Consider the following 23,782-nt stretch of genomic DNA (forward strand, 5'->3'; position numbering starts at 1 on the left):
CGCGGCCGAGCTGGTCGGATCGGCGGTCGATGATGTCGATGCGCTGGACGGTTATGCCGCGCGTTTCCTGCCCGCGCGCGGCGCCGCCGCGATCGCGCCGCTGATCGTGCTCGCCGCCATCGCACTGGCCAGCCCGGTCAGCGCGGTCATCCTTCTCGTCACGCTGATCCCCTTCATCGTCGCGATGATCCTGGCCGGAGGGGCGGCGGCGGACCGGTCGCGGCGGCAGTTCGCCGCGCTGTCGCGCCTGTCGGCGCTATTCGCCGATCGCATCCGCGCATTGCCGGTGGTGCTGGCGTTTCGCGCCGAGGATCGCGAGGCGGCACGGATCGGCGCAGCGTCGCAGGATCTGGCGGCGCGAACCATAAGCGTGTTGCGCGTCGCCTTCCTTTCCTCGGGCGCGCTGGAATTCTTTGCCGCGCTCTCGGTCGCGCTGGTGGCGGTCTATTGCGGCTTTGCGCTGCTCGGCCTGTTGCCCTTCGCGGTGCCGGAGACGCTGGACCTGGGCCGCGCCTTTTTCGCGCTGGCGCTGGCGCCGGAATTCTATGCTCCGATGCGCCGGCTGGCGGCCGCCTATCATGAACGGCAGGCAGCCGAGACGGCCGTCTCGCGGTTGGCGCCCCTGCTCGACCGGCAAGCGCCCCCGCCCCCGGTTGCGCTCGCCAAGCCGCCGCGCATCGCGTTTCGGGATGTGACGATCCGCTATGACGAGGCCGATGGCGCGGCGGTATCGGGCTTCCACCTTGTGATCGAACCGGGCGAGACGGTCGCACTGCTGGGCCGGTCGGGAAGCGGCAAGACCAGCCTGCTCCACGCGCTGATCGGCCTGGCTCCCGTGACCGGCGGCATCATCGAGGTCGACGGTACTCCCCTGCCCCATGGCGGTGCGGTGGCGGCCGCCTGGGCAGGCCAGAACCCGCTGATCCTGCCGGGAACGATCGGCGAGGCCATTGGCCTGGGCGATCCCGATGCCGATCCCGCACGAATCAAGGCGGCTGCCCTTGCGGCGGGGCTGGCCCCGATGCTGGCGCGGCGGTGCGGCGATCTCGACGCCCCCGTCGATGCACGCGGTGGTGGCCTGTCGGGCGGCGAGAGGAGGCGGATCGGCATTGCGCGCGTGCTGCTGAAGGACGCGCCGCTCGTACTGCTCGACGAACCCACCGCCCATCTCGACGCGGTCGCCGAGACCGAGATGATCGGCGCGATCGCCCGTGCTTGTGCCGGGCGGACCGTCCTGCTCGCCACCCATTCGCACCGGCTGGCGGCGATCGCCGACCGGGTCGTGCATCTCGGGGATGAGGCATGACCGCTTTCCTCCGGCTGCTACGTCACGAGACGCGGCGGCAGCGCGGCAAGCTCATCCGTGCATCCGCCCTGGCAGCGGGTACGGCCGCCGCGACCGTCCTGCTGCTGGGTCTGTCGGGCTGGTTCCTCGCGGCGGCGGGCGCGGCCGGACTGGCCGGGCCGATCGCGGCACGCGGTTTCAACTATATGTTGCCCAGCGCCGCGATTCGGCTGCTCGCCATCGTCCGGACCGGCGCGCGTTATGGCGAACGCCTGGCCAGCCATGATGCGGCCTTTGCCATCCTGGCACGCATTCGCCCGGCCATCTACCGGGCCATCACCGCCGCTCCCGTCGCCAAGGCGCTGTCCCTGACCGCCGGCGAAGCGACCGCGCGGCTGGTCCAGGATGTCGATGCGGTGGAAATGGCCGTCGCCCGGCGATCGGCCCGGGCTGGGGCGGTGGCGGCGATCCTTGGCGGTGCGGCGCTGGCCCTCCTCGCACGTCCGGTGGCGGCGCTGGCGCTGGTCGTGCTGATCGGTCTGATGCTGGCGGTCGCGTTCCGGATATTGGCGCGGCTCGACGCGCCGGGCCGGGCGGTGCAGCAGCTACAGGGCGAATTGCGCGCGCTATTGGCGATCCAGCTTGCCGCCGCGCCCGAACTGCGTTGCTATGCGATGGCCGATGCCGCGCAGGCCCGGATCGGGCAACTCGACAGCGCGCTCGCCGAAGCACGACGGCAGCAGGCCATGGTGGCGGGGCTGGCCGATGCCATCGCCGCGGGGATGGCCGGCATCGCCGCCATGCTCGTCTTCGTGCTGGCCCTGCCCGCCGGGGCACCGCTTGCCGCGCTGGCGGCGCTGGCGGCGGCGACCACGGTCGATGGACTGGCGCCGCTGCTTCGCGACCGCGCCGCCCGCAGTGCGACCCGGGCGGCGGAGTCGCGACTGGCGTCGTTGTTTGCGGAACCCCACACCGTCTCCGTCACGTCCTCCGCCGAGCCGTTCGCAGCGACACTGGCCTTGCCGAATATGGCTACCCTGGCTCCCAGGGGCACAAGGATCGCGATCCTCGGTCCATCGGGAACCGGCAAGACGACATTCGTCGAAACACTGATCGGCCTCCGTGACCTTCCCCTCGGGGATATTCGGTTGGGTAGCCATCGGGTGGATGCGCTATCCCCCGCCCTGCGCCGCGCGACCTTTGGCTGGGCACCGCAGGATGCGCAGCTTCTGGCAGGTACGGTTCGCGACAATCTGCGGCTCGCCGATCCCGACGCGGAGGAGGCGGCGCTGTGGCAGGCCTTGGACGATGCCTGCCTCGCCGCCAAGGTTCGGGCGCTGCCGCACGGGCTGGATAGCTGGATTGGCGAGGATGGCGTGCGCCTGTCGGGGGGCGAGCGGCGGCGACTGTCGCTCGCACGTGCCTATCTGGCGCCCGCCCCGTGGCTGCTGCTCGACGAACCGACCGAGGCGCTCGATGCACAAACGGAAGCGCAGGTCGTCGCCCGGCTGCTCGCCCGGCTGGAGCGGACCGGCCAGGGGCTGGTCGTCGTCACGCATCGGCCCGCCCTGCTGGCCGTCTGTACCGTGCGCCACGCGGTCGATGCGAACGCGCCGATGGTCGGGCTGGCCGCCTGAGCCGCCATGCCTGGCGGTCAGGCCCGCCGCCGCTCCAGGATCCGCGCCGGATTGCCCACCGCCACCGCGCCCGCCGGCACATCGTGAAGGACGACGGCATTGGCACCTATGATCGCATCGTCGCCGATCCGGATCGCGCCCAGGATGACCGCGCCCGCACCCACCTGCACCCGATCGCCGAGCACGGGCGCCTCCATCGGTCGATCCTCGCTGCGATTGCCAAGCGTCACATTCTGCCGCAGGACGCAGTCATCGCCGATCACGGCCGCGCCGTGCACGATGATGCCCCCGAAATGCTCGATGCGCAGCCGCCGACCGATCGTCGCGCAATCGGGCAGCGAGATGCCGCAGACGCATTCCGCCCATTTCCCGCCCAGCTTCGCCACCGCCCCCCAAAGCGAACGGACAACACCGCGCGGCCGGGCATAGCGCGCCGCCGCGAGCCGATAGATGGCCAGCGCCCATAGGCCCTGCGCCCACCACCCTTCGCGATACAAGGCGCGGTCTTCGCGAATCTGGGCGAAAAGGCTGATGGGCTGGGTCATGCCGCTGCAATGCTCTCATCGGGGGCGGGCTTGCGCCGCTCGGCGCCCTGGGCGATCCGGTGCCCCAATCGGGTCAGCGGCTGTTCGAAATAGAAGGTCGACAGATGCGCGCCGCCAAAGGCCAGCAGAAAGCTGCCGATCCGCTTGGTATAGCGCACGACCACGTCGCCGCTGCCCATCCATCCGGCATAGGATAGTGGGTGCAGCACATAGAGCGCATAGGAAATCCGCGCGATATAGCCGAGCAGCCGCCCGGCCAGCAGCCGCGCGAGCCAGCCGCGCTCCAGCCCCAGGCTCAACCCGACGATCGACGCCGCCAGATAGGGGCGCGCATAGCAGATATAGGGAAAATGCGCGGTGACCGGGTCCGTCATGCCCAGCGCCAGCAGCGCCACCAATCCCAAGATCACCGCCGTCCGGGCGGCCCGGGCAGGTGCGCGCCAGCCATGATGGATCGCCAGCGCCAGCGTCGCCCCGGCCATGATCTCATCGATCCGATCCAAAGTCTGGACGCCGAAGGTGACATGATGAAGCACGCGATATCCGGTGACGGTCAACGCCAGCACCGGCAACAGCCAGAGCGCCCGCCGACCGCCGATCGCGACGAGCACTGCGACAAAGGCATAGAATTGCATCTCGAGCGAAAGGCTCCAGAAATGCGGCGCATAGGCCAGCGTCGCCTCGCTGGCATTGGCATAGAATAGCAGATTGGCGAGGATGACCGACCAGGGCGCGCCCAGCCCGCCGAGCACCACGACGACGTACAGCCAGGCGAGCGGCAGGATACGGAACAGCCGCTTGATGATGAACGGCACGACGGCATCGTCGCGCAGCAGGGTCGTGGTGATCAGAAAACCCGACAGGGTGAAGAACAGGGCCATGCCGACCGCGGCGATCGCGGTATTCCCACCCAGCACGGCCGGGCCGAGCGGCAGCATATGGCCCGCCAGCACGCACAGGATCGACAGGCCACGCCAGCCATCGAGCGCGACCAGATGCGACCCCCGCCCGGCCGGGGCCGGATGTACGACCTCCTGAAGGGGCCGAGCCACTTGGTCATGCATCAATCGTTGCTCCGACCATCGCCGGCCGACATGATCACATCTTGCATTCGGGTTCCCTGTCGCCGGACCATTCCCGGCTATCCCGTTACCCGCAGCCGATAAAGCCGGACGATGGCCACCGGGCCACGGGCTTTGCCCCGTAATGATACGGTGCAGCAATTTGAGCCATTGCGTGCGTGGGACCCCTTCGACCAAAGCCGGCCTTGCCGTACGACGAATGGGGGGTTCCGTTGGCTATCGGTTATTTCATCAATCAGTATCCGAAAGTCAGCCACAGCTTCATTCGGCGCGAGATCCTGGCGCTCGAAGCACGCGGTGAGACGATTCACCGCTGGGCGTTGCGCGGCTGGGACGCCGATGTCGTCGACCCGGTCGACCTGGCCGAGCGGGAGCGCACCCGCTATCTGCTGAAGGGCGGCGTGGTGCCGCTGCTCGTCGCCGGGCTGGTCATGCTCGTCCGGCATCCCGGCCGCTGGCTAGCCGCGATGCGGCTGACCGCCACGCTGTCCCGACAGACCGATCGCTCGATCCCGCATCACCTGATCAGCTTTCTCGAAGGCGCACGGCTCGCGCGCGAGATCGAGGCGGCGGGCATCCGCCACCTCCACACCCATTTCGCCACCAATGCCGGCGAAATCGCGATGCTGGCCGCGACCATGGCGGATGTCCCCTACAGCATGACCATCCACGGACCGGAAGAATTCAACCGCCCGGTCCAGATCAAGCTGGGGCTGAAGGTCGCCCGTGCCGCCTTCGTCGCGGTCATCACCGAATTCTGCGCCTCGCAAGTCTATTGCTGGGCGAAGCTGCAGGACTGGGCCAAGATCACGGTAGTCCGCTGCGGCCTGCTCGCCGATTTCCTGAAGGCCCCGCCCGCCCCGCCGGTCGATGCACCGCACTTCGTCCATATCGGGCGACTGTCGGGCGTGAAGGGCCAGTTGCTGCTGCTCGAAGCGCTGGCCGAGGCGCGGCGGCAGGGTGTGCCCGCGACGCTGACTTTGGTCGGCGACGGCGAGCTGCGCGGCGAGATCGAGGCGGGGATCGCCCGCCTGAATCTCGGCGAGCATGTCACCATCACCGGCTGGGCCGACGAAGCCGAGGTCCGGGCCCAGCTCGTCCGTGCGCGTGCCATGGTAATGGCGAGCTTCGCCGAAGGGCTGCCGATCGTCATCATGGAGGCGCTGGCGCTGGGGCGTCCGGTGCTGGCGACCAATGTCGCCGCGATCGCCGATCTGGTCCGCACGGGAGAGACCGGCTGGCTCTACAGCCCCGGCTCGGTCCCGGCGATGGCCGACGCGATGCTCGCCTGCGCCCGCGCCGATCAGGAAACGCTGACCCGCATGGGCGAGGCCGGCCGCGCGCTGGTCGCCGAGCGCCACGACCAGATGCGCGAGGCGGAGAAGCTGCACGCGCTGCTGCTTGCCAGCATCGACGGCCAGAAGGCGGCGGCGTGATGCGTCGCGGGGCCTGTTCGGAAATGGGACGGACTCACGGCGAACTGCGGGCTGCGTGCCCCTACGGCAGCCAAGGCCGGCGATTGTTTCGGCCCCGACGGGCGGAGTATGTGATAGCGGTTGTATCAGGGGTTTGGGTACATGCGTAATTTCTGGTTCTGCCTGACCTTGCTCGCGGCTTCGGCTTCGGCCGGAGCACAGACGTCGGCGACGCCGCCATCGACCACGCCGGCGGCACCGGCGGCGGCGACCGTCACGGCGCCGGCCACGCCGATCACCGATTACAAGCTGGGCATCGCCGACAAGGTACGGATCATCGTCTTCAACGAGGAAAGCCTGTCGGGCGAGTTCACCGTCAGCGACAGCGGTACCCTGTCGCTGCCGCTGATCGGCGACGTCAAGGCAACCGGCCGCACTCCCCGCGAGGTCATTCGCGATATCGAGGCCAAGCTCGCCGACGGCTATCTGCGCGAACCGCGCGTCAGCATGGACGTGCTGACCTATCGTCCCTTCTACATCATGGGCGAGGTGACCAAGCCGGGGGAATATCCCTATTCCAACGGCCTGACCGCGCTCAACGCCGTGGCCCGCGCCGAGGGCTTCACCTACCGCGCGAACAAGCGGAAGGTCTTCATCAAGCGCTTCGGCGAGACCACCGAACAGCAATATAAGCTCGACCCCAGCGTCGTCGTCTATCCGGGCGACACGGTACGGATCGGCGAGCGTTATTTCTAATCGCCCGTTGGGGAACGGGGTAACAGGGGTAAACCATATGTCGACGAACGTGCGAAAGACGCTGGTGATCGCGAGCATGGGCGCGGCGCTCGCCTCGCCCGCCATGGCGCAGCAGCAGACGGCCGCTCCGGCGACCACCACGCCGATTGCCGCACCGGCCGAGCCCGATCCCGCCGCCGTGCAGCGCGTGGTCGAGGCGATCAACGCCGCGATCGCCGCGCAACCGGCGACCGCCACCGCGCAGGATATCGAAGCCGCGGTGATGTTCGCCGTCTCGCAGCAGCAACAGCCGGCGGCGGTTTCGCTCGCCGCGCTCACCTTCGTCGCCAACCAGCCGGGCAACGCCGCGCGCAAGGTCAAGGTCGCGCTGACCAATGCCCGGTCCGCCGTGCGTCGCGGACAGACCGGCACGGGCGGTACCGGCGGTTCGGCCGGCAACGCCGCCAGCCTGGCCGCAGGACCTAGCGTCGGCGGCGGTGGCGTCGGCGTCAACTACACGACTCAAAACTAAAACAAGCTCGGGCCGGCCCTTCCGGGGTCCGGCTCCAACTCATGGGGGCACCAATGTTTCGCTACTGGATGGCGGGCGTAGCCGCCTGCGCGCTGATCGTGCCGGCCGCTGCCGAGGCTCAGATGACCGGCAACGCCATCAACACGGTGGTTCCGATCTCCTTCGATCGCGGCCGCAACGAAAGCGTGCTGGAGCGCAGCCGTCCCGAAACCAACGCAATCGGCTACAAGGTTGGGGGCTTCACCCTGTTCCCCACGCTCGACACGCAGCTCGGCTATACCGACAACGTCTATCAGACGACGTCGAACAAGACCGACGACGGCTTCGTGCGGCTCGCCCCGCGCCTGACCGCACGGTCCGACTGGTCGCGCCACAGCCTGCAACTGACCGGTTCGGGCGACTTTTACCGCTATGTCGATGCCAAGCCGCGCAACCAGGATGGCTGGTCGATCGGCACGGTCGGACGGCTGGATGCGACAGGCGACCTGTCGATTACCGCAGCACTCGACACCGCGCGTCGTTACGAATCCCAATTCTCCGGCGCCGCGCTGGTCAATGTGCGCAGCGTGACCCCCTATCAGCAGAGCCAGGCCCGGCTGATGGCGGAGGGCCGCTTCGCGCGCGTCCGCATCGTCGGCAGCGCGGATTACGCCAAATACGACTTCCAGTCGGTCCGCACGCTCAGCGGCTTCTTGGTGTCGCAGGACAATCGCGACCGCGAGGTGGCGCGTGGCGCGGTGCAGCTCGAATATGGCCTGACCCCCGATACCGGCCTGTTCGGCCAGGTGACCTATACCGGCACCAGCTATGACCAGGCGCTGGCGCCCGGTATCGCCAACCGCGATTCCAAGGAAGTGCGCGCGCTGGCCGGTGTTTCGCTCGACCTGACGGCGCTGCTGCGCGGGTCGGCGGGCGTGGGCTATATCGACCGCAGCTTCACCGCGCCGATCTATCAGAATATCAGCGGCTTCTCGTTCGATGCGAAGATCGAATATTTCCCGTCGCCGCTCACCACCGTGACCTTCAACGCGTTTCGCGACATTCAGGACTCGACCTTCGGCGGCAGCGGCTTCTTCAATACCGGTGCGGCCCTGCGGTTCGATCACGAACTGCTGCGCAACCTGCTGCTGAACTATGGCATTTCCTATGCCGAGAACGACTTTATCGGCGTTCAGGGCAAGGCGCGCGTGTCGCAGGTCTCGGGCGGCGCCGCCTATCTCGCCAACCGTCTGCTGACCGGTCGCCTCGACCTCAGCTACGCACGGCGCAGCAGCGACTTCGTCGGCCTGAACGGCCCCTCCCTCTCCGAATTCCGCGCCCTCGCCGGCGTTTCCATTCATCCGTAAGGCTTTGAAGACCATGCTCATGGACCATAGCGCAGAGCCGTTCGTCGATACGGCCCCCTCCACCGGGCCGGGGGTCGTACGGGCGCTGTGGAGCGCGACGATCAGCATGTTCCGTCGCCGCTGGCGCATCTTCGCGGTGGTGGCGATCGTCACCTTCACCGTGGCGGCCGCGCTGATCCTGATGATGCCGTGGAAATATGAGGCGGTGGCGCGGGTGAAGATCGATCCCTCGCCCAGTGCCGCGCTCGGCCAGATGAGCGGCGAGCGGCCCGACCAGAACATCTTCGACACCGAAGTCAACGTCATGCGCTCGCGCGACATCGCGCTGGCGGTGGTCGACCGGCTGAAGCTGGCGAGCGATCCGGCCTTTACCAAGGGCATGAAGCCGCTTCCCGCCACCGCCACCCAGGCGCAGCGCGAGAAGCGCGATACCGAACTCGCCGACCGGCTGCTCGGCAAGCTCAGCACCGCGCGCGACAAGATGACGTACATCGTCAATGTCGGCTTTACTGCCAGCGATCCGCGCCTGGCCGCCGATGTCGCCAATGCCTTCGCCAATGAATATATCGCCTATAGCGTCGGGCGGCGTACCGGCACCGCCAGCCGCGAGACCAGCTATCTCGACCAGCGTCTGGCCGCGCTGAACCAGCAGGCGATGCAGGCCGATGCCCGGCTGGCGCAATATCGCGCGCAGACCGGCATCGTCAGCGGCGGCGATTCCACCGTCACCGATCAGCAGATCAGCCCGCTGGCCTCGCAGCTCGCCACGGCCGAGTCCGAAGCCGCCGCCGCGCAGGCGCGCCTGCGCGTCGCCCGCGCCCAGATCGCCTCGGGCGGGATCGACGCGGTGTCGGCGGTGCTCAACTCGCAGGTCATCGCCGATCTGCGGTCGCAGCGCGCGCAGGTGATCCAGCGCCAGGGCGAGGTCGTCGCCCGCTATGGCCCGCGTCACCCCGAAAATATCAAGGTCACCGAACAGCTCACCGCGCTCGACAAGCAGATCAAGGACGAGGCCAACCGCATCATCGGCGGTTTGGAGAGCGAAGCCAATGCGGCCCAGGCGCGCGCGGCCAGCCTGCGCGGCGATATGGGCCGCCTGCGCGGACAGCAGTCGACGGACACGCGCGCCAGCGTGATCGCCGACAATTATCAGCGTCAGGCCGATGCCGCGCACGCCGCCTATAACAAGCTGGCCGAACAGGCACAGCAGATGAACCAGGTCGCGCGCAGCTCGCTGAGCCAGGCGCAGGTCATCGAAAGCGCGGTCACTCCCGACGCCCCGACCTCACCCAATCGCCGTATGCTGCTGATGCTGGCGGGTCTGGGTGCGATGGTGCTGGGTGCGATGGCGGTCGTCACGCGCGAGGTGCTGGCGAGCGGCCTGTATTCGACCCGCGATGTCGAGGCGCTCGGCCTGCCCGTGCTGGCAAGCGTTCCGCGCATCCGCTCGAGCAAGCTGCGCAACGCGGCGGGCGAGCGCTGCTCGGCCCCTGCCCTGCTCCTCGAAAAGCCGATGAGCTCCTATGCCGAGACCTTCCGCGTGCTGCGTCATGCGCTGTCGTCCGGCCCCGAGCGGCAGGGCGCGCGGATCGTCGCCATGCTCTCCAGCCTGCCCGACGAAGGCAAGACCAGCAGCGCACTGGCGCTGGCCCGCATCTGTGCGCTGGCGGGCGAGAAGGTGCTGTTGATCGACACCGACCTGCGCCGTGCCGGCCTGCTTGAAGCCGCCAAGATCCGCCCCGAAGCCGGGCTGATCGAGGTGCTGACCGGCAAGCTTCCGGTCGATCAAGTCCTTATCGCCGACCAGTTGCCGGGGCTCGACCTGCTGCCGGTCGCCAGCAACTCGTTCATGGCCGAGGACCTGTTCAGCGGCGAGGGCATGCAGGCCCTGCTGCACGACATGGCCGCCCGCTACGACCGCATCATCCTCGACACCGCGCCGCTCCTGGGCGTGGCCGAGAGCCGGACGATCGCCCGGCTGGTCGATGCCGCCATCTTGGTCATCAAATGGGGCGATACCCCGATCAACGCGGTAAAGTCGGCGCTCAATGGGCTGGTGCAGGACGGCGTGCCGCTGGTCGGCGCCCTGTTCTCGATGGTCGATGCGGGCGAGGAAGCCTATGGCGCCCTGTACTACTCGTCCAAATACAATGCCTATTACCGCTCGGAGTGAGCGGCGGCCCACCATCGCTCATGCGGCCAATGCCGCAGCGATGGCGGCGCTGGGCGCGGCGCTGGTCTTCACGGTCTCGACGCTGAGCAGCGAAGTCCAGGTGGTGCGGACGCGCGAAGCCTCGGTCCGCCAGGCGGCGGGTCTGGCGACGGCGGAGGACGACCATGCCTATCTGCAATCGACCGTACCGCCGACCGCCTTGCTGGCCCGCGCGGCGCTGCTGCGCGGGGTGATGCGCGCCCGGACCGCCGCCGAAGATCCCGCCCGTGCGGCGCAGCTCATCGCTCTGGCACGCGCCGACATCGCCGCCGCCCGCGCCAGTCGGCCGGTCTGGGGCGAGGCGGAGGTCGCGCTCGCCTATGTCGAGTTGCTGGCGCATGGTGCCGACTCGCCGCAAGCGATCCGGGCCTTGGCGCAAAGCTATGCGGCCGCGCCCTATCTGCGGGACAGCGCGCCCTGGCGCATCCGTTTCGGCGTCACCGTCTGGTCACGGCTGGACGCGCAGACCCGCGACCATATTGTCAATGAGACGGCGTGGCTCGCCCAGGCATCGGGCCGCAACTATGCCTATGCGCTGGGGCTCGTCGCCAGCACGCCCGCCGAGCCGTTGGTCAAGAGCCGCATCCCCGCCTGACCGCCCGCCGCCTCCGCCACGAAGCGGGAGGCGCGGCCCCAGACCAGTCCCGCCAGCACCGCCGCCGCCGACGCCAGCGCCGGCATGTCGAGCGCCACATCGGTGCTGGCGCAGACGAAGATGACCGCCAGCGCCGCGACCAGCGCGACGACGACCGGCTCGCGCAGCCGATGCGCGCGGCGGAAATAGGGGAAGAGCAGCGCGACCACAAGCAGGCTCATGATCGCCAGATAGGGATAGCCGCCGGTGATCAGCAGAGACAGGACGATATTGTGTGTCGAATGGACGAACCAGGCGATATGCGCCTCATGGATCGAGGCAAAGCCGTGCAGTGCCGCGTCATCGAGGCCGCCAGGCCCATAACCCAGCGGCGCGGCCGCTGCGAGCCGCGAATACAGGTCCCATAGCTCGGTCCGCTCGACCCAATCCGCCTGAATCTCGCCGACCCGGTCTAAGGTCGCATCGCCCAATATGGCGAACACCATCAGCAGGATACCGACGACCCCGACCCCGACGATCAATCCACGCACCGCCCCCCGCTGCCGCCGCAGCCAGAGCCGGCCGAACTGCCATACCAGCAGCGCCAGCGCGATCAGCATGACGAGCAACGCCGTGCGCGATCCGGTGATGGCACAGGCGCCGATGCCGCCCAGCAGCGCAATGGGCGCGACGATATGGATGACGAGCGAGGAGGACATGCCGCGATCCAGCGCGAGTGAAAAGCCTCGCCCCGCCGCCAGCACCGCCAGCACCGCGAAATAGCAGGCCGCCGAATTGGCGTTGAGGAAGGTGCCGGTGAAACGGTCGCGCAGGTCGCCCTTGTCGATCCCCCACACCGCATCCGGGTTATAATGGCGAAAAGCCAGCGCGACCGCGATATTGACCAGGCCGAACAGCAACCAGCGATCGACGGTCAGCCGAACGCCCCCGCGCCGCCAACCGATCGCCGCGGCGGCCGTCATCAGCGCCAGACCGCCCAGAAAACGCCCGCTCGCCTGAGGCAACAGGTCGGGTGCGCTCCACCGCCGGCCAAAGGGGTCGGCTGCGAACCAACCGGGGCTGGCGATCCAGGCCCAAGCCAGGATCCCCAGCCCCAGGGGAAGCGCAAAGCGACGCCAGAACACAGGACGGGGCCAGAGAAGCCCGAGGATCAACAGGCCGCCGACCAGTTCCACCGCCGCCGCGATGGTGGCGAGAAATGGACCATCGACGCCCAGTGCGACGACTTCGCCAAAGACGATGGCGGCCAGAAGGGTGCCGGCGATCCCGATCCTGTTGTCCGTCGCCGTCATCACCCCTCCTTTTCCCGCCCCGCCGTCCGTCCCGTCATCCGGGCGGCGCGATCAGGGGTTTTCCAGGTCTTCCACCGTCACGACATCGATCGCCGCCCGATTGGCATCGAGATAGGCCATCAACTGGTCGAACGCGGGCTGCCAGTTGGACAGCGAACCGCTCAACCCGTCATGGAATACGATGAATCCCACCCCCTTTTGCGCCATGGCGCGATCGACATGGTTTTTCCAGTAGCTGGAATAGATTGACGCGCTGTTACCCCATTGGAACTCACCGGCGCCCATCGCTCGGATGCGCATCGGATCGCCCCAGGGATAGGTTTCGACCGTTCCGAACTCGCCGAAGTAATAGGCACGCATCGAATGGAAATGCTGCCGGAACATCGGATAGGCGATCATGTCGGTCGCGCCGACATTGCTGAAATAGCTGCCATGTCCGCCGCCGGTCAGGCCCAGCGCATTCTGCCAGTTGCGCAGCTTGGCCATTTCCACCGTGCGCTGGTCGGCGGTCATCACATCGATCCCGCCCGGCGTGGTCGAGGCCTCGGTCGACCAGGCCTGGCTGGCGATCTGCCAACCCAGATTGTCGTGCAGCGACTTTAATTGCGCGGTGGGCAGCTTGCCCGGCCGGCCGGCGTCGATGGCCGGCGAGATATAAAGCACCCCCCGAAAGCCATAGCGCGCCATGACGCGCGAGGCGTAGTTGATCGTCGCCGGATATTGATCGTCAAAGGCGATGATCATCTTGGCCTTGGTCAGCGCATTGGCGACCAGTTCGACATTGCCGATCGCGATGGTCATGCCCGCCGAAGAATTGGCCTGCACCTCGACCATCGCCCAGGTGACGGCGGCCAGATTGGCCCCATTGCCCACGGCCGTAAACGATCCGGCAGGAATGGTGAAGGAACCCCAGCGTTGCTCGCCGCCCTTTTGCCCCTCTCGGATCAGGGCCGCCGCATTATATTCGTGATAATTGGCGCCGGGCGAACCGGGGCTGCCCTCCGAGTAAAGCCGGATCTTGTAGCTGTTCAGGCGCGGGTCGACATTGCTGATCGGCTTCGTCCAGAAGCGGATGAGCTGGCCCGTGACATTGACCGGCGCGGCCAGCGTGGTGGCCGGGCGAAGTTGGCGCGCGTTGAACGAGGCGAGCGTCAGGGTCACCCGCGTGTCGCCGTAAAGCGGATCGGCGGCGACATCGCTCGCTTCGGGCGGTGCGCCGTTCAGGCGGCTGACCTGATCGAATGAGGCCAGCACGGCAGTCGGCGTCGCGATCCGATAGCGTTGATGGATACGGCCGCCGACAAGCGGTCCCTTGTCGCCATCGGCCGGCTGTTGCGGCCAGTCGGGGCTCGCAATGGCCCCGAGCGGCGCGTTGGCCGAGGCGACGGTTTGCGCGACGGCCATCTGGGCCGGCCATGCGGCGAGCAGCACGAGGCTGAGCCACAGCCGCTTCATGCCGGCACCCGCGCCAGATTGGCATTGCATCCGCTCGTCCCGGACAGGTTGATATCAACCACCGCGCCAGCCCCCAGATAGATATTGGTTCCCCCGCCCGTGTCGGACGCCGTGCGGGTCAGCAGCGGCAGCATCGTGATGCCGTCCGCCCCCAAATAGCGCAGCGTCACCGTGCCATAGCCGTTGCAACTCTGGTTCAACACATAAAGCCCCCCCAGCGCCGTCACCGGCGCCACCGCAACATTGTTGCCGACCAGCACCAGCCGCTCCGCGCGCGTGGCCACCGGCATCGGCGTGTCGCCGGACAGCGCGGCACAGCGCCCATCGGGCTGCGTGGTGCAAGGCGCCGTCAGCGGCGCATAGCCCGCCGGCGCCGCAACCTGCTGCGCCATCGCCGCCGGACCGGCCACGAGCGACAGCAATATCCCTATCGCCCCGGCCGTCTTCGCCCGGGTCTTATCCCTTGTCATGCTTTCCTCCCACGATCAGGAGTTCTTCATATGTTCCATATCCGAGGCTGTAGGACAGCCCCGATTTCAGGATTTAGGCAGCCACCGGCGGATCGACGCGGGCGATCGTGCCGGGCAGGCATTGGTCGGGCTTGTCGCGCTTGATCCGGGTGCAGTCCCACATGGCCTTCTGCTCGTCCCCGCGGTGGCTATAGGCGAACAGCACTCCAGCGGGCCGTGCCTCGGTCACCGCGACGGGTACGCGCTCGGCCTTGTCCCAGCCATAGACGAGGCAGGTCTGACGCTTGCCGCACACCTCGACCGCCTTGATCGCGAACCGGCCCGGATAATCGGCGGGGTCGAGATAGAGGTAGAAGATGCCCCGCCATTCGTCGGAACGGACCACGGCTCCGCTGGCCACCGGCGGGGTCGCGGCATCGGCAGGCGTTACGGCGGCCGTGACTGCCGGATCGGTCGAACCCGCGGCCACAGGCGCGTCGCCCTTGGCCATCATCGCGGCAAGCGTCGCCAGCCCATGCGGCATCTCACCCGGCTGTGGCCGGGCCAGCAACATTCCCGCCGCGCCTGCGGGTCCACGCCAGCGGAAAAACAAATGGGTGTGGAAGGCCAGCACCTTGTCCATCGCCCCGCTCCAGCGCGGCACGACATAGTCGGCGTGATAATGGGTGGCGCTGCCCACCGCGCGAAAGACACCGCCGTTCAACGCCCAGCGTGCGGTCGCCTGCGCCATCGCCAGGGCGGCCGGCGACGGCACGCGGCGGTGCAGCGAACCGTCGCACATGAAGCTGAACTGGCACCCCGTCGCCCGCTCCGCCCCCTGCGTTACGACACCGCACACCGTCTTGGGAAAAGCGGGATGGCGCACCCGGTTGAGCACGACCTGCACGACCGCCGCTTGGCCCAGCGGATCGCTGCCCGCTTCATAATAGGCGGCCGCCGCCAGACAGGTTTCCGCCGCCATGCGGTCGGCTGGATTGCCCGACCAGGAAAAGGGCCGCGCCGCCGGATTGGGGCCGCGCGCGAACGGCGTCAGCGCGTTGACCCGCCGGGCGATATCCGCCGACACGTCGAGATTGGCGACCGGGGTCACCACGGGAACACCCGTAACGGTCGGCAAGGCCTCGACCTGGCGCACGACTTGCGCCGCGATCGCCGAATTGCTGCCAGACGCCGCCCGGTGATAACCGCCGCCATTCCAGGGCGACCAGCCGAACCAGACCGCACATCCCATCAGCGCGCAGAGCCCCGCCGCCAGCGCCAGCAGCACATCGCCGCGCCGGTCCTCCCAATAAGCGAGCAAGGTGCGCGTCACTGGGGACGCGCCTCAATAGGCATTGCGGTGGACGATCACGCGAACCGTCGACAGCATGATCAGGATATCCCGCCAGATGCTCCAGTTGTTCAGATATTCCAGATCGGCCTGGAGGCGGCTGACCAGATCCTCGCGCTTGTGGGTCGCGCCGCGCAGGCCACGCACCTGCGCCAGTCCGGTCAGCCCAGGCTTGCACGCATGGCGATGGTGATAGCGGGCATCGACATGCCAGAAGAGCTGATCCCCGGCGAGCGAACCCAGCGCATGGGGGCGCGGACCCACCACGCTCATCTCGCCGCGCAGTACGTTGAGCAACTGCGGCAGTTCGTCGATGCTGGTCGCGCGGATGATGCGGCCGACACGCGTGATCCGGTCGTCGTCGCGACTGGCCGAGCGCCCGCCCTTCAGGTCGCTCGTCTCGACGCGCATGCTGCGAAACTTGTACATCAGGAACAGGCGGTTGCCGTAGCCGACGCGCTGTTGGCGGAAGAAGACCGGGCCACGGCTGTCGAGCTTGACCGCAACCGCGACGACCAGCAGCAACGGCGCGAGAAATGCCAGCGCGATCGCCGCCAGCAGCACGTCGACGCCGCGCTTGACGATCCGGTCATAGGGGCTCAGCGGATTGGTCGACACCAAGATGGTCGATGATCCCGCCACCAGCGCCTGGCCAACGCTGCCCAGCTCATCCAGTTCGGGGATCAGGATGTCCGCGCGGACGCTAATTCCCTTCAGCGCCATGGCCCAGTCGCGCCGCCGCTCCGGGCGGCAGGCGACGCTGAGCTGGTCGACATCGGCGAAACGACGCGCCAGTTGATCGAGGAGATAGGGATCGTTGAAGTCGTTGGCGTCGATCCGCTCGACCTCCATCACCGACTGGCCCGCCGGCCCCGCCGGCAGATCCATGCTGACCCCGTCGAGCAGCAGCACATGGTTGACCGCGCCGCCCCGGAAAATCTTGCTGGACATGGTGACGATCACCGCGCGCAGCACGATCGCGATGCCGAGCGTCAGCGCCATGCCATAGCCGAATAACAGACGCGATGCCTGGCCGATCGCGTGCAGGATGAAGCCGAAGAAGAGCAGCAGCAACACCGCCTTGGCCAGCGCGATCACCATCGACAGGATCGAGCGCCGCCAATCGTTAAGATAATCGGGCCGCAAATTGCCCAGGTCTAGAAAGCAGAAAAGCGGGATCAGCCCGGCGGTCAGCGTGATCGCCTCGGGCGACAGCGCGGCATCGAACCGCAGATAGCTGGCCAGCCCAATACCCAATATCACGGCCAGCGCATCCAGGATCAGGATCGCGGCATAAAATCGCAACCGAAGCGCACGCGTAGCGGTCCGCTTGCCGGCACCAGCCAGCGGCTCGTCATCTACGCGAGAAAAACTGACATATTGCACGAGCGCCCCCTTGGGCCCGCTATAATTGGGGCGCCGGATCATCGTCCACGGCTGGCCTGACGCCTAAAATCCCATTGCGGGGCAGATTGGACAAGACGGAGGTGCCAAATTTCCGCAACGCAGCAAGAAATGACGTGAAGTTCTTCTATTAAGTTCTCACATCACATGGTATTTTCGGCGTTAACCCACTTGTTAAGCTTTCCGCAATCCTGCCATAGTATGAAGCAGGAGAAGGAAGGACGCTATGATCCATCATCACGAGTTCGATACCAAGACCTCTGCGGCGCATACTGGTGCCGTGAACGATGAGATCATCGCCACCGTCATGCCGCTGGGCGAGGCGCCGGCCTCTTCCGCCAAGGCGCTCTCGGTCCTCAATCTCGTGACGATCACGGCGGCCGCCAGCCTGTGCTGGGGCGTGATCGCGATCGCCGTCATGGCGCTTCGCTGATCGGCCACTTGCCCGAACCGGCAAAATCCTGCCGGAAATTAGTAGTTAACAACGAGTAAACCTTTGTCCTCCACCACCGCGTAAGCGGTCGGGCCGCATGTCTTCCTCCAGGCAAGGAGGTAGAGATGCGATACCAAGCCCGCTTGGCAATGGCTGCTATCACGGCGATGTTCGCAACGGCGAACCCCGCTCAGGCCCATTCGGCGTCCCCGCACTTCCTGATCCGTGGCGATACCATGGCCGCGCCCGCCGGCTTCGTCGCCATGTGCCAGACCGATCATACCTTCTGCCAGGACCAAGACGGTATCGCGCCACCGCTCGCCGCGCCCGTCTGGCAGGGAAGAATCGCCACCGGTCTGCCCGCCGTCACCATGGCCGTCGCCAACATGATCGCCGCGACCCTGCCCGATCTGCTGACCACCCTGGATGCGCAAGCCAAGCCGCAGGCTTCGGTCACGCTCGGCCTGCCGCGCGCACTGCGCAGCGCCGCCTCGCCTCACCCCGCGCTGTTCGCGACGTCTCCCGCCGAACCGGGGTTCGGACGCAAGCTAGGTCTGTCGCTCCCGGACGGTGTTGAGGCGCTCTGCCCCGTGGATGACGCGACGTGCAAGCCAAGCGACGACGTACCGGCCGCGCCGATCCGATCCGTCGCAATCACCCTGTTCAATCCGGCATGGTCGCAGATGCCGGAAATGCCCGAACTGATCGTGCAACCCGCCGAGCCTCCGCCGCCCGCCACGACGATCGCGGTCACCGCCCCCGTTCGGGCCAAGCCTTCGCCCGAAGCCGAGGCCAAGCTGCTTCAATCGGTCAACAAGCTGGTCAACGGCCGCGTGGTCCAGCGTTCCGACATGCAGATCTACGCCACCGAGGAGAAATGGCAGCGGAGCGGGATCGGCAATCATGCGCAGGGCGACTGCGAGGATCTGGCGATCGAGAAGCGATACCAGTTGTTGGCGCAAGGCTATGATCCCGCCCTACTGAGCTTCGCGGTGGTGTTCAGCCAGCAGACCGGTCTGCACACCGTGTTGATCGCACGGACCGACGATGGCGACATGGTGTTGGACAGCGCCACCCCTTGGGTAAAGCGTGTAGACCAGACCAACTATAGCTGGATCAGTATCCAGTCGCCCGAAAATGGGATGCGGTGGCAGAGCGTTCGAATCTGAGGGTCTGAGCGAATCGAGGGGGTCGCCTCTCGATAGCGGTATACTCCTCCGTCAGGCCTGCAGTCCCCTTGCAGGCGAGGATCGATCTCCGCTCAGTTCACCGGTTTCAAAGTCGCTGGCGCGGCGGCGATCCGCTCGCCGGGGCCACCGGGATGTTCGGGGCTGTTGTTCAGGACGCGGACCAGATGATCGCGGATCGTCCGGCGGTCCGCGAACAAATTGCTGATCATCTGTTTGTCGCACCCCTGGGGCAGCACGGCCAGCGTCATGGTCTTGTCGGTCGCGTCGACGACATAGCCGCCGAAGCGCTGATAGGCCCGCGCCAGAATGCGCCCTTCGCGGGTCAGCGGCAGCGCCTCGACATTGACCGAGGGCGGCAAAGCGAGCAGCGCGCCCATCGGCACCAGCCCCTGATAATTGTTCTTGCCGCCGCCATCGCTGTGCGTTGCCGGCCAGACCTTCTGATCCGCCATGGTCGCGCCCTTGCGCAACTGCGTGGTCGACAGGAGCAGTGCGACGGCATGGGGGATTTCGCCCTTTGCCAGTTCGCTGCACCGCACGATCCCGCCCGCCAGCGAACCGCCAAAAGCGCGGATCCCCTCGGAAAGCCCTTCGCCGCTGGCAATGCCCGAGCCGCGCAGATCGGTCCGGACCAGATAGACGGCGCGATAGGCACGCTGACCCGCCTGTGCACCCTGCCACACTTCATAGGCGTATCGACCGGGCGGATCGATCAGGATGGCATGGCCATCGGATCCGCCAAGGAACTGCACGCCCGCCGGCGTGGGCAGATCGACCGAACCGTTCGTCACCGGCGGCCCATCCGGCCACGGCACGCTGCCCGATCGTGCATTATAGAGCCAGCGCATGACCATATCATTGGCCCGGGCGTGGTACAGACCGATCGCATCGGCACCGATCCAGGGATAGGAACCGCTATGGCCGCCGGCATCGTCGGTGTGGAGCATCCGGCTTTCGGCCGCGTCGGCCGCCTGATATTGCGCCCCTCGCCCGATCGGCGTGTTCCAGATGCTATTGTCGGCAAAGGGCTGGTCCACCGGATCGCGCGCCCCCGGCAACCGATCCTGCGCCATCGCGGCCCCGCCGGCCACCGTGGCTGTCAATAGCAGCGCGGCAATCGCACGCCGGAAAATGCGGCGCGGGTTTTCTACCACTGTCCGACAATGGATCATGAAAAGCTCCATATTGTGTCGCCATCACACCAATCATGACGATAGGTTCATTTTGGGATCGGGGGATATAGCGTGCCACAAATATCGATAGTCATTCCGGCGCGAAATCGCGCCACTGTGATCGGCCGTGCCATAGACTGCGCCAACCGGCAGAAGGTTCCCCCGATCGAGATCATCGTCGTCGATGACGCGTCCGACGATAACGGCGCAACCGTCGCCGCGGCCCGCGCCGCACAGGTTCCCGGCATTCCGGTCCGGATCATCGCCCTCGATAGGCGGGCCGGCGCGCCCAATGCCCGCAATATCGGCGTGGCGGCAGCGGCGGGCGACTGGATCGCCTTGCTCGATTCCGACGATGGCTGGGCAGAGACCAAATTGGCCGAGCAGGTTGCGCTGATCGACGATGACGTGGTGGCGGTCTTCACCGACACGCTGTTCGATAACGGCAAAGGCGGTGGCACCACCAAGTTTGGCAAGGATGTCACCGACCCGGCCGCGCTCCTCTACGAAAATACGCTGGGTGGCTGTTCGGCAGCGATGATCCGCCGTGCGACCTTCGATGCGGTCGGCGGCTTCGACGTCAGCCTGCCGAGTTGCCAGGACTGGGACATGTGGCTGAAGCTGCAATGCGCGGGCCGCATCGCGCTCTGCCACCAGCCGCTGACCCATTATTATTTCGACGGCGACGATCGCATCTCGCGCAATCCCGTCTCGGTCGAGCGGGGGCATCGCATGCTCTATAACCGTATCCTGTCCGACTATGCCCCGGCGGAGAAGGCCAAGGATATCCGGGCTTTCCAACGCTTTCACCTGGCGCAGACCCTGGTCTATTTCACCGGCATCCGGCGCGGCGCCATCGCGCCTGCACTGCGCAACATGCTCATGCCGCACGGTCGCACGACCCGCCGCTCGTCCGCCCATCTGATCGGCACGGCGCTGGGACTGATCCGCTCCTGATCCGTCAGGCGGGGCGCCGCATCTGGCGCCGCGCGAAATTGTTGATCCAGCCCATGACCATCGTCGTCAGTTCGCGCCCGGGCTCCGACAAAAGCTGCGCGGGGATGGCAGCGGCATAGGCCGCGATCGCCAGGATCACGAGATGCGGCAAGGGCGACAATCCCGCAGGCAGCATCATTTGCGTACCGCCGACCGCCGCCAGCGAGACGAGGGTGACGATATGCAACTGGGCGATATCGCGCACCCGTACCGCCGTGCCGCGCGCGGCCAGCCAGAAGAGCAAGGGCGTCCGCAGCGCCTCGCCGATGAAACAGGCCTTGGCCACGCCGATCGCGCCCCAGGGCAGACCGACCAGAAAGCCGATCACCACCGTGGCCGAGGCGAAAAGCCCCCAGTTCATCAACAGCTTGGATCGGTTGGTCGACATCATCAGCCACGGCGCTGACTCATTGACCAGCAGCATCGCCGCCGCGCCCGACAACCAGGCGAAGATCGGCCCCACCGCCTGCCACTTGTCACCCAGCAGCAACCGCACCGCCGCATCCGACCCGACAGAGGCCGCCATGATGCCGGGCACGGCGCAGGTCACGATCCCCTGCAGGAAGATCAGATAGGCCCGCCGGTAACGTTGCGGCTCCTCGCGCGTCCGCGCCAGCACCGGCAGGATGATCCGCGACAGGGGGCCGCTGAAATTCTGAAGCGGTGCAGCCATCAAACGATAGGCACGGTCATAATAGCCCAGCGTCGCCGCGCCCCAGACCCGCGCGATCAGCACCTTGTCAATGTTGCGCGTGACGAACAGCGCGAAGCCATAGACCGAAATGCCGCCACCGAAGCGGACCATCGGCGCGATACTGGCCCATTGAAAGGTGAAACGCGGCCGCCAACGCTCGAAGAACAGGAAGGACAGGGTGTTGACGATCGTCGAGGCCAACGCCCCCGCCAGCAACGCCCAGTAAGATCGCATGATCAGCGCTGCCGTCACGGTGAAGGCGAACATGGTGATGCTGCTGATGATGTCGACGATGCTCTGCACCTGGAACCGCATCTCGCGGTTGAGCAGCGCATTGTAGAGCGGATTGGGGGCAGTCGCGATGATCAGCAGGCCCGATGCCGCGACCAGCACGCCCGCCTGGGTGCTGTGATAGAACAGAGCGACCAGCGGTCCCGCCACGATCAGCCCCAGCGCCAGCACCAGGCACAGCCCGATATTCAGCCAGAACAGCGAGGAAAGCTGAACGTCGGAGACATCGTCCGACTGCACCACCGCGTGATCGAAGCCAATATTCTGAAATAGAAAGGCAAATCCCGTGACGGGGGCGGCCATGGCATAGATGCCGTAATCGGTCGGCGACAAAATACGTGACGCGACGATGACAGTTCCGATCGTCGCCCCCACCCGAAACAATTGCGCAACGATGGTCGTCACGGTGCCGGTCATCACTTTGCGACGATATCCGTCCTGCTTTTGCACGTTCTGCCCCCGGCTCAATTCCATCGGCTCTAGCCTTGCGGCGTTCGCCGCGCCATGCGTGCCTGAGTATCAGCCTGAGACACTTTATGAGTCTTTCGGTCTTGGGCTCGCGATGAAGAGGATGAAGGCAAACCGTGGCGGCCATCGATATCGTCATGCCCGTGCGCAACGGTGCCGCCTATATCGGCGATGCCATCCGCTCCGTGATCGGCCAGACCGAACGGAACTGGCGGCTGCTCGTCTTCAACCATGCCTCGACCGACGCCACCGGTGACATCGTCGATTCGCTGGTGCTGGGCGATACGCGTATCGAGCAGGTGCGCTGCTCCGAGACGCTCAGTCTGTCGGAGGTCCGCAATCTGGGCTTTGCGCGGGCCGAGGCGCCGTTCATCGCACTGCATGACGCCGATGACCTGTCGCTGCCCGAACGCTTGTCGCGGCAACGTGCCTTTCTGGAGGCGCATCCGACCATGGCGCTGGTCGGTGGACAATATGAAACGGTCGATGCCACCGCGACCCGGTCGCTGGGCGTTCGTCGCCTGCCGCATGACGCCAATCGCCTGCGCGTGGCGTGCCTGTTCAACAACCCCATCGCGCAACCGACCGTCATGCTCCGCCGGTCGGTGCTGGAAGAGCTCGGCGCGCGCTATGGCGATGGCTTTCTGGACGCGCCGGGCGTGCCCGCGCTGCACGTGCCGACACTGGCCGAGGATTATTGGCTCTTCTCGCAACTGGCGTTGCTTGGCCTGTGCGCCAATCTGCCCGACACGCTGATCCGTTATCGCCAGCATGGCGCCAATATCAGCATCAGCAAATTCGATGCGCAAATGGCGATCTCGCATGAGATTTCCGATCACCTGATGCGCGTGCTCGCCGCCCGGCATGGCGAAACGTGGCAGACCATCCTGCCCTTTTGCAACCATGGCGCACGGCTGACCACGGTCGCCGATGCTCATGCGCTGCCCGCCGCCTGGAAATCGCTGCGTGCGTCATTGCTGCGCATCTTCGGCGATACGCCGGGCGTGCGGCGTGAACTGGCCTTTCGTGATGTCCTGTCGAGCCGGGCGTTGCCGGTACTGCTCAGCCGCTTCGCGCTGCTGCGGATGCGCGAAGGCGTCGACAGCGATGAGATGGCGACGATCCGCCACATCCTGTCGGCCTATAAGCCCACCGCCAGGTTGAAACGCGCCGCCTGACCCCCGCCGCTCGCGATGCGGCGGC

At 66.7% G+C, this 23,782-nt stretch carries 21 protein-coding genes; 12 read left to right on the forward strand and 9 right to left on the reverse strand.

All coding sequences use genetic code 11. The features are described 5' to 3' along the window. Positions 1-1,306, forward strand: a 1,306-nt coding sequence (gene cydD, locus SP6_RS15985; protein ID WP_042469359.1) for a thiol reductant ABC exporter subunit CydD, incomplete at its 5' end; no start/stop codon positions are given. After that, positions 1,303-2,922: an amino acid ABC transporter ATP-binding/permease protein gene (locus SP6_RS15990; protein ID WP_007404536.1), complete on the forward strand. Its 1,620-nt coding sequence runs from the start codon at positions 1,303-1,305 to the stop codon at positions 2,920-2,922. The genes cydD and SP6_RS15990, both read left to right, overlap by 4 nt. A 17-nt stretch (positions 2,923-2,939) precedes the next feature. Here SP6_RS15990 and SP6_RS15995 read toward each other — a convergent pair whose 3' ends face one another. Beyond that, positions 2,940-3,467 (reverse strand): serine O-acetyltransferase, encoded by a 528-nt coding sequence (locus SP6_RS15995; RefSeq protein ID WP_007404693.1) that lies wholly within the window; start codon positions 3,465-3,467, stop codon positions 2,940-2,942. After that, positions 3,464-4,519, reverse strand: coding sequence for an acyltransferase family protein (locus SP6_RS16000; protein ID WP_158005307.1), 1,056 nt, complete (start codon positions 4,517-4,519; stop codon positions 3,464-3,466). The genes SP6_RS15995 and SP6_RS16000 overlap by 4 nt, the downstream gene beginning before the upstream one ends. Before the next feature lie 242 nt (positions 4,520-4,761). On the opposite strand from SP6_RS16000, the gene SP6_RS16005 reads away from it, so the two are divergent. The 6 genes from SP6_RS16005 (at position 4,762) to SP6_RS16030 (ending at position 11,384) form a co-directional block, all read left to right on the forward strand. Then, complete coding sequence (locus SP6_RS16005) at positions 4,762-5,985, forward strand: glycosyltransferase (RefSeq protein ID WP_007404575.1); 1,224 nt, start codon at positions 4,762-4,764, stop codon at positions 5,983-5,985. A 141-nt stretch (positions 5,986-6,126) separates the two neighbouring features. Further along, positions 6,127-6,720 carry a polysaccharide biosynthesis/export family protein gene (locus SP6_RS16010; protein ID WP_007404657.1) on the forward strand — a complete coding sequence of 198 codons (594 nt, stop codon included), beginning with the start codon at positions 6,127-6,129 and terminating at the stop codon, positions 6,718-6,720. 37 nt (positions 6,721-6,757) lie between these two features. After that, positions 6,758-7,231 carry a hypothetical protein gene (locus tag SP6_RS16015; RefSeq protein ID WP_007404604.1) on the forward strand — a complete coding sequence of 158 codons (474 nt, stop codon included), beginning with the start codon at positions 6,758-6,760 and terminating at the stop codon, positions 7,229-7,231. 53 nt (positions 7,232-7,284) lie between these two features. Beyond that, positions 7,285-8,577 (forward strand): outer membrane beta-barrel protein, encoded by a 1,293-nt coding sequence (locus SP6_RS16020; protein WP_007404633.1) that lies wholly within the window; start codon positions 7,285-7,287, stop codon positions 8,575-8,577. Positions 8,578-8,590: 13 nt separating this feature from the next. Further along, a complete protein-coding gene (locus SP6_RS16025; protein WP_227876591.1) occupies positions 8,591-10,750 on the forward strand; it encodes a GumC family protein in 2,160 nt (719 codons plus the stop codon). Beyond that, a complete protein-coding gene (locus SP6_RS16030; protein ID WP_126053167.1) occupies positions 10,728-11,384 on the forward strand; it encodes a hypothetical protein in 657 nt (218 codons plus the stop codon). Before SP6_RS16025 ends, SP6_RS16030 begins: the two co-directional genes overlap by 23 nt. Here the strand turns inward: SP6_RS16030 and SP6_RS16035 are convergent. The 5 genes from SP6_RS16035 to SP6_RS16055 all read right to left on the reverse strand — a co-directional run bounded on the left by SP6_RS16035 (position 11,318) and on the right by SP6_RS16055 (position 17,359). After that, positions 11,318-12,676 (reverse strand): O-antigen ligase family protein, encoded by a 1,359-nt coding sequence (locus SP6_RS16035; RefSeq protein WP_007404511.1) that lies wholly within the window; start codon positions 12,674-12,676, stop codon positions 11,318-11,320. The two genes, SP6_RS16030 and SP6_RS16035, sit on opposite strands and share 67 nt — an antisense overlap. Positions 12,677-12,727: 51 nt before the next feature. Further along, entirely contained in the window at positions 12,728-14,131 is a 1,404-nt protein-coding gene (locus SP6_RS16040) for a polysaccharide deacetylase family protein (protein ID WP_007404636.1), read from the reverse strand. Next, positions 14,128-14,601 (reverse strand): hypothetical protein, encoded by a 474-nt coding sequence (locus SP6_RS16045; protein ID WP_007404558.1) that lies wholly within the window; start codon positions 14,599-14,601, stop codon positions 14,128-14,130. The genes SP6_RS16040 and SP6_RS16045 overlap by 4 nt, the downstream gene beginning before the upstream one ends. A 73-nt stretch (positions 14,602-14,674) precedes the next feature. Then, complete coding sequence (locus SP6_RS16050) at positions 14,675-15,913, reverse strand: cell wall hydrolase (protein ID WP_007404673.1); 1,239 nt, start codon at positions 15,911-15,913, stop codon at positions 14,675-14,677. A gap of 12 nt (positions 15,914-15,925) precedes the next feature. After that, positions 15,926-17,359 (reverse strand): exopolysaccharide biosynthesis polyprenyl glycosylphosphotransferase, encoded by a 1,434-nt coding sequence (locus tag SP6_RS16055; RefSeq protein ID WP_007404620.1) that lies wholly within the window; start codon positions 17,357-17,359, stop codon positions 15,926-15,928. A 202-nt stretch (positions 17,360-17,561) separates the two neighbouring features. Between SP6_RS16055 and SP6_RS16060 the strand changes: the two genes are divergently transcribed. Continuing rightward, positions 17,562-17,768 (forward strand): hypothetical protein, encoded by a 207-nt coding sequence (locus SP6_RS16060; protein WP_007404499.1) that lies wholly within the window; start codon positions 17,562-17,564, stop codon positions 17,766-17,768. A gap of 125 nt (positions 17,769-17,893) precedes the next feature. After that, positions 17,894-18,937 (forward strand): transglutaminase-like cysteine peptidase, encoded by a 1,044-nt coding sequence (locus SP6_RS20165; RefSeq protein WP_082052536.1) that lies wholly within the window; start codon positions 17,894-17,896, stop codon positions 18,935-18,937. A gap of 92 nt (positions 18,938-19,029) precedes the next feature. Here SP6_RS20165 and SP6_RS16070 read toward each other — a convergent pair whose 3' ends face one another. Further along, a complete protein-coding gene (locus SP6_RS16070) occupies positions 19,030-20,130 on the reverse strand; it encodes a hypothetical protein (RefSeq protein WP_126053168.1) in 1,101 nt (366 codons plus the stop codon). Between the two features lie 72 nt (positions 20,131-20,202). Between SP6_RS16070 and SP6_RS16075 the strand changes: the two genes are divergently transcribed. Then, positions 20,203-21,087, forward strand: a complete 885-nt coding sequence (locus SP6_RS16075) for a glycosyltransferase family 2 protein (protein ID WP_086011112.1) — start codon at positions 20,203-20,205, stop codon at positions 21,085-21,087. A 4-nt stretch (positions 21,088-21,091) separates the two neighbouring features. Here the strand turns inward: SP6_RS16075 and SP6_RS16080 are convergent, their stop codons facing one another. Next, positions 21,092-22,585 (reverse strand): lipopolysaccharide biosynthesis protein, encoded by a 1,494-nt coding sequence (locus tag SP6_RS16080; RefSeq protein WP_007404678.1) that lies wholly within the window; start codon positions 22,583-22,585, stop codon positions 21,092-21,094. A gap of 110 nt (positions 22,586-22,695) precedes the next feature. Between SP6_RS16080 and SP6_RS16085 the strand changes: the two genes are divergently transcribed. Then, the gene (locus SP6_RS16085) at positions 22,696-23,757 is read left to right on the forward strand and encodes a glycosyltransferase family 2 protein (RefSeq protein WP_007404595.1); all 1,062 of its coding nucleotides are present in this window, start codon (positions 22,696-22,698) and stop codon (positions 23,755-23,757) included. Positions 23,758-23,782: the final 25 nt, after the last annotated feature.

The organism is Sphingomonas paucimobilis NBRC 13935, from assembly GCF_000739895.2.
Classification (GTDB): domain Bacteria; phylum Pseudomonadota; class Alphaproteobacteria; order Sphingomonadales; family Sphingomonadaceae; genus Sphingomonas; species Sphingomonas paucimobilis.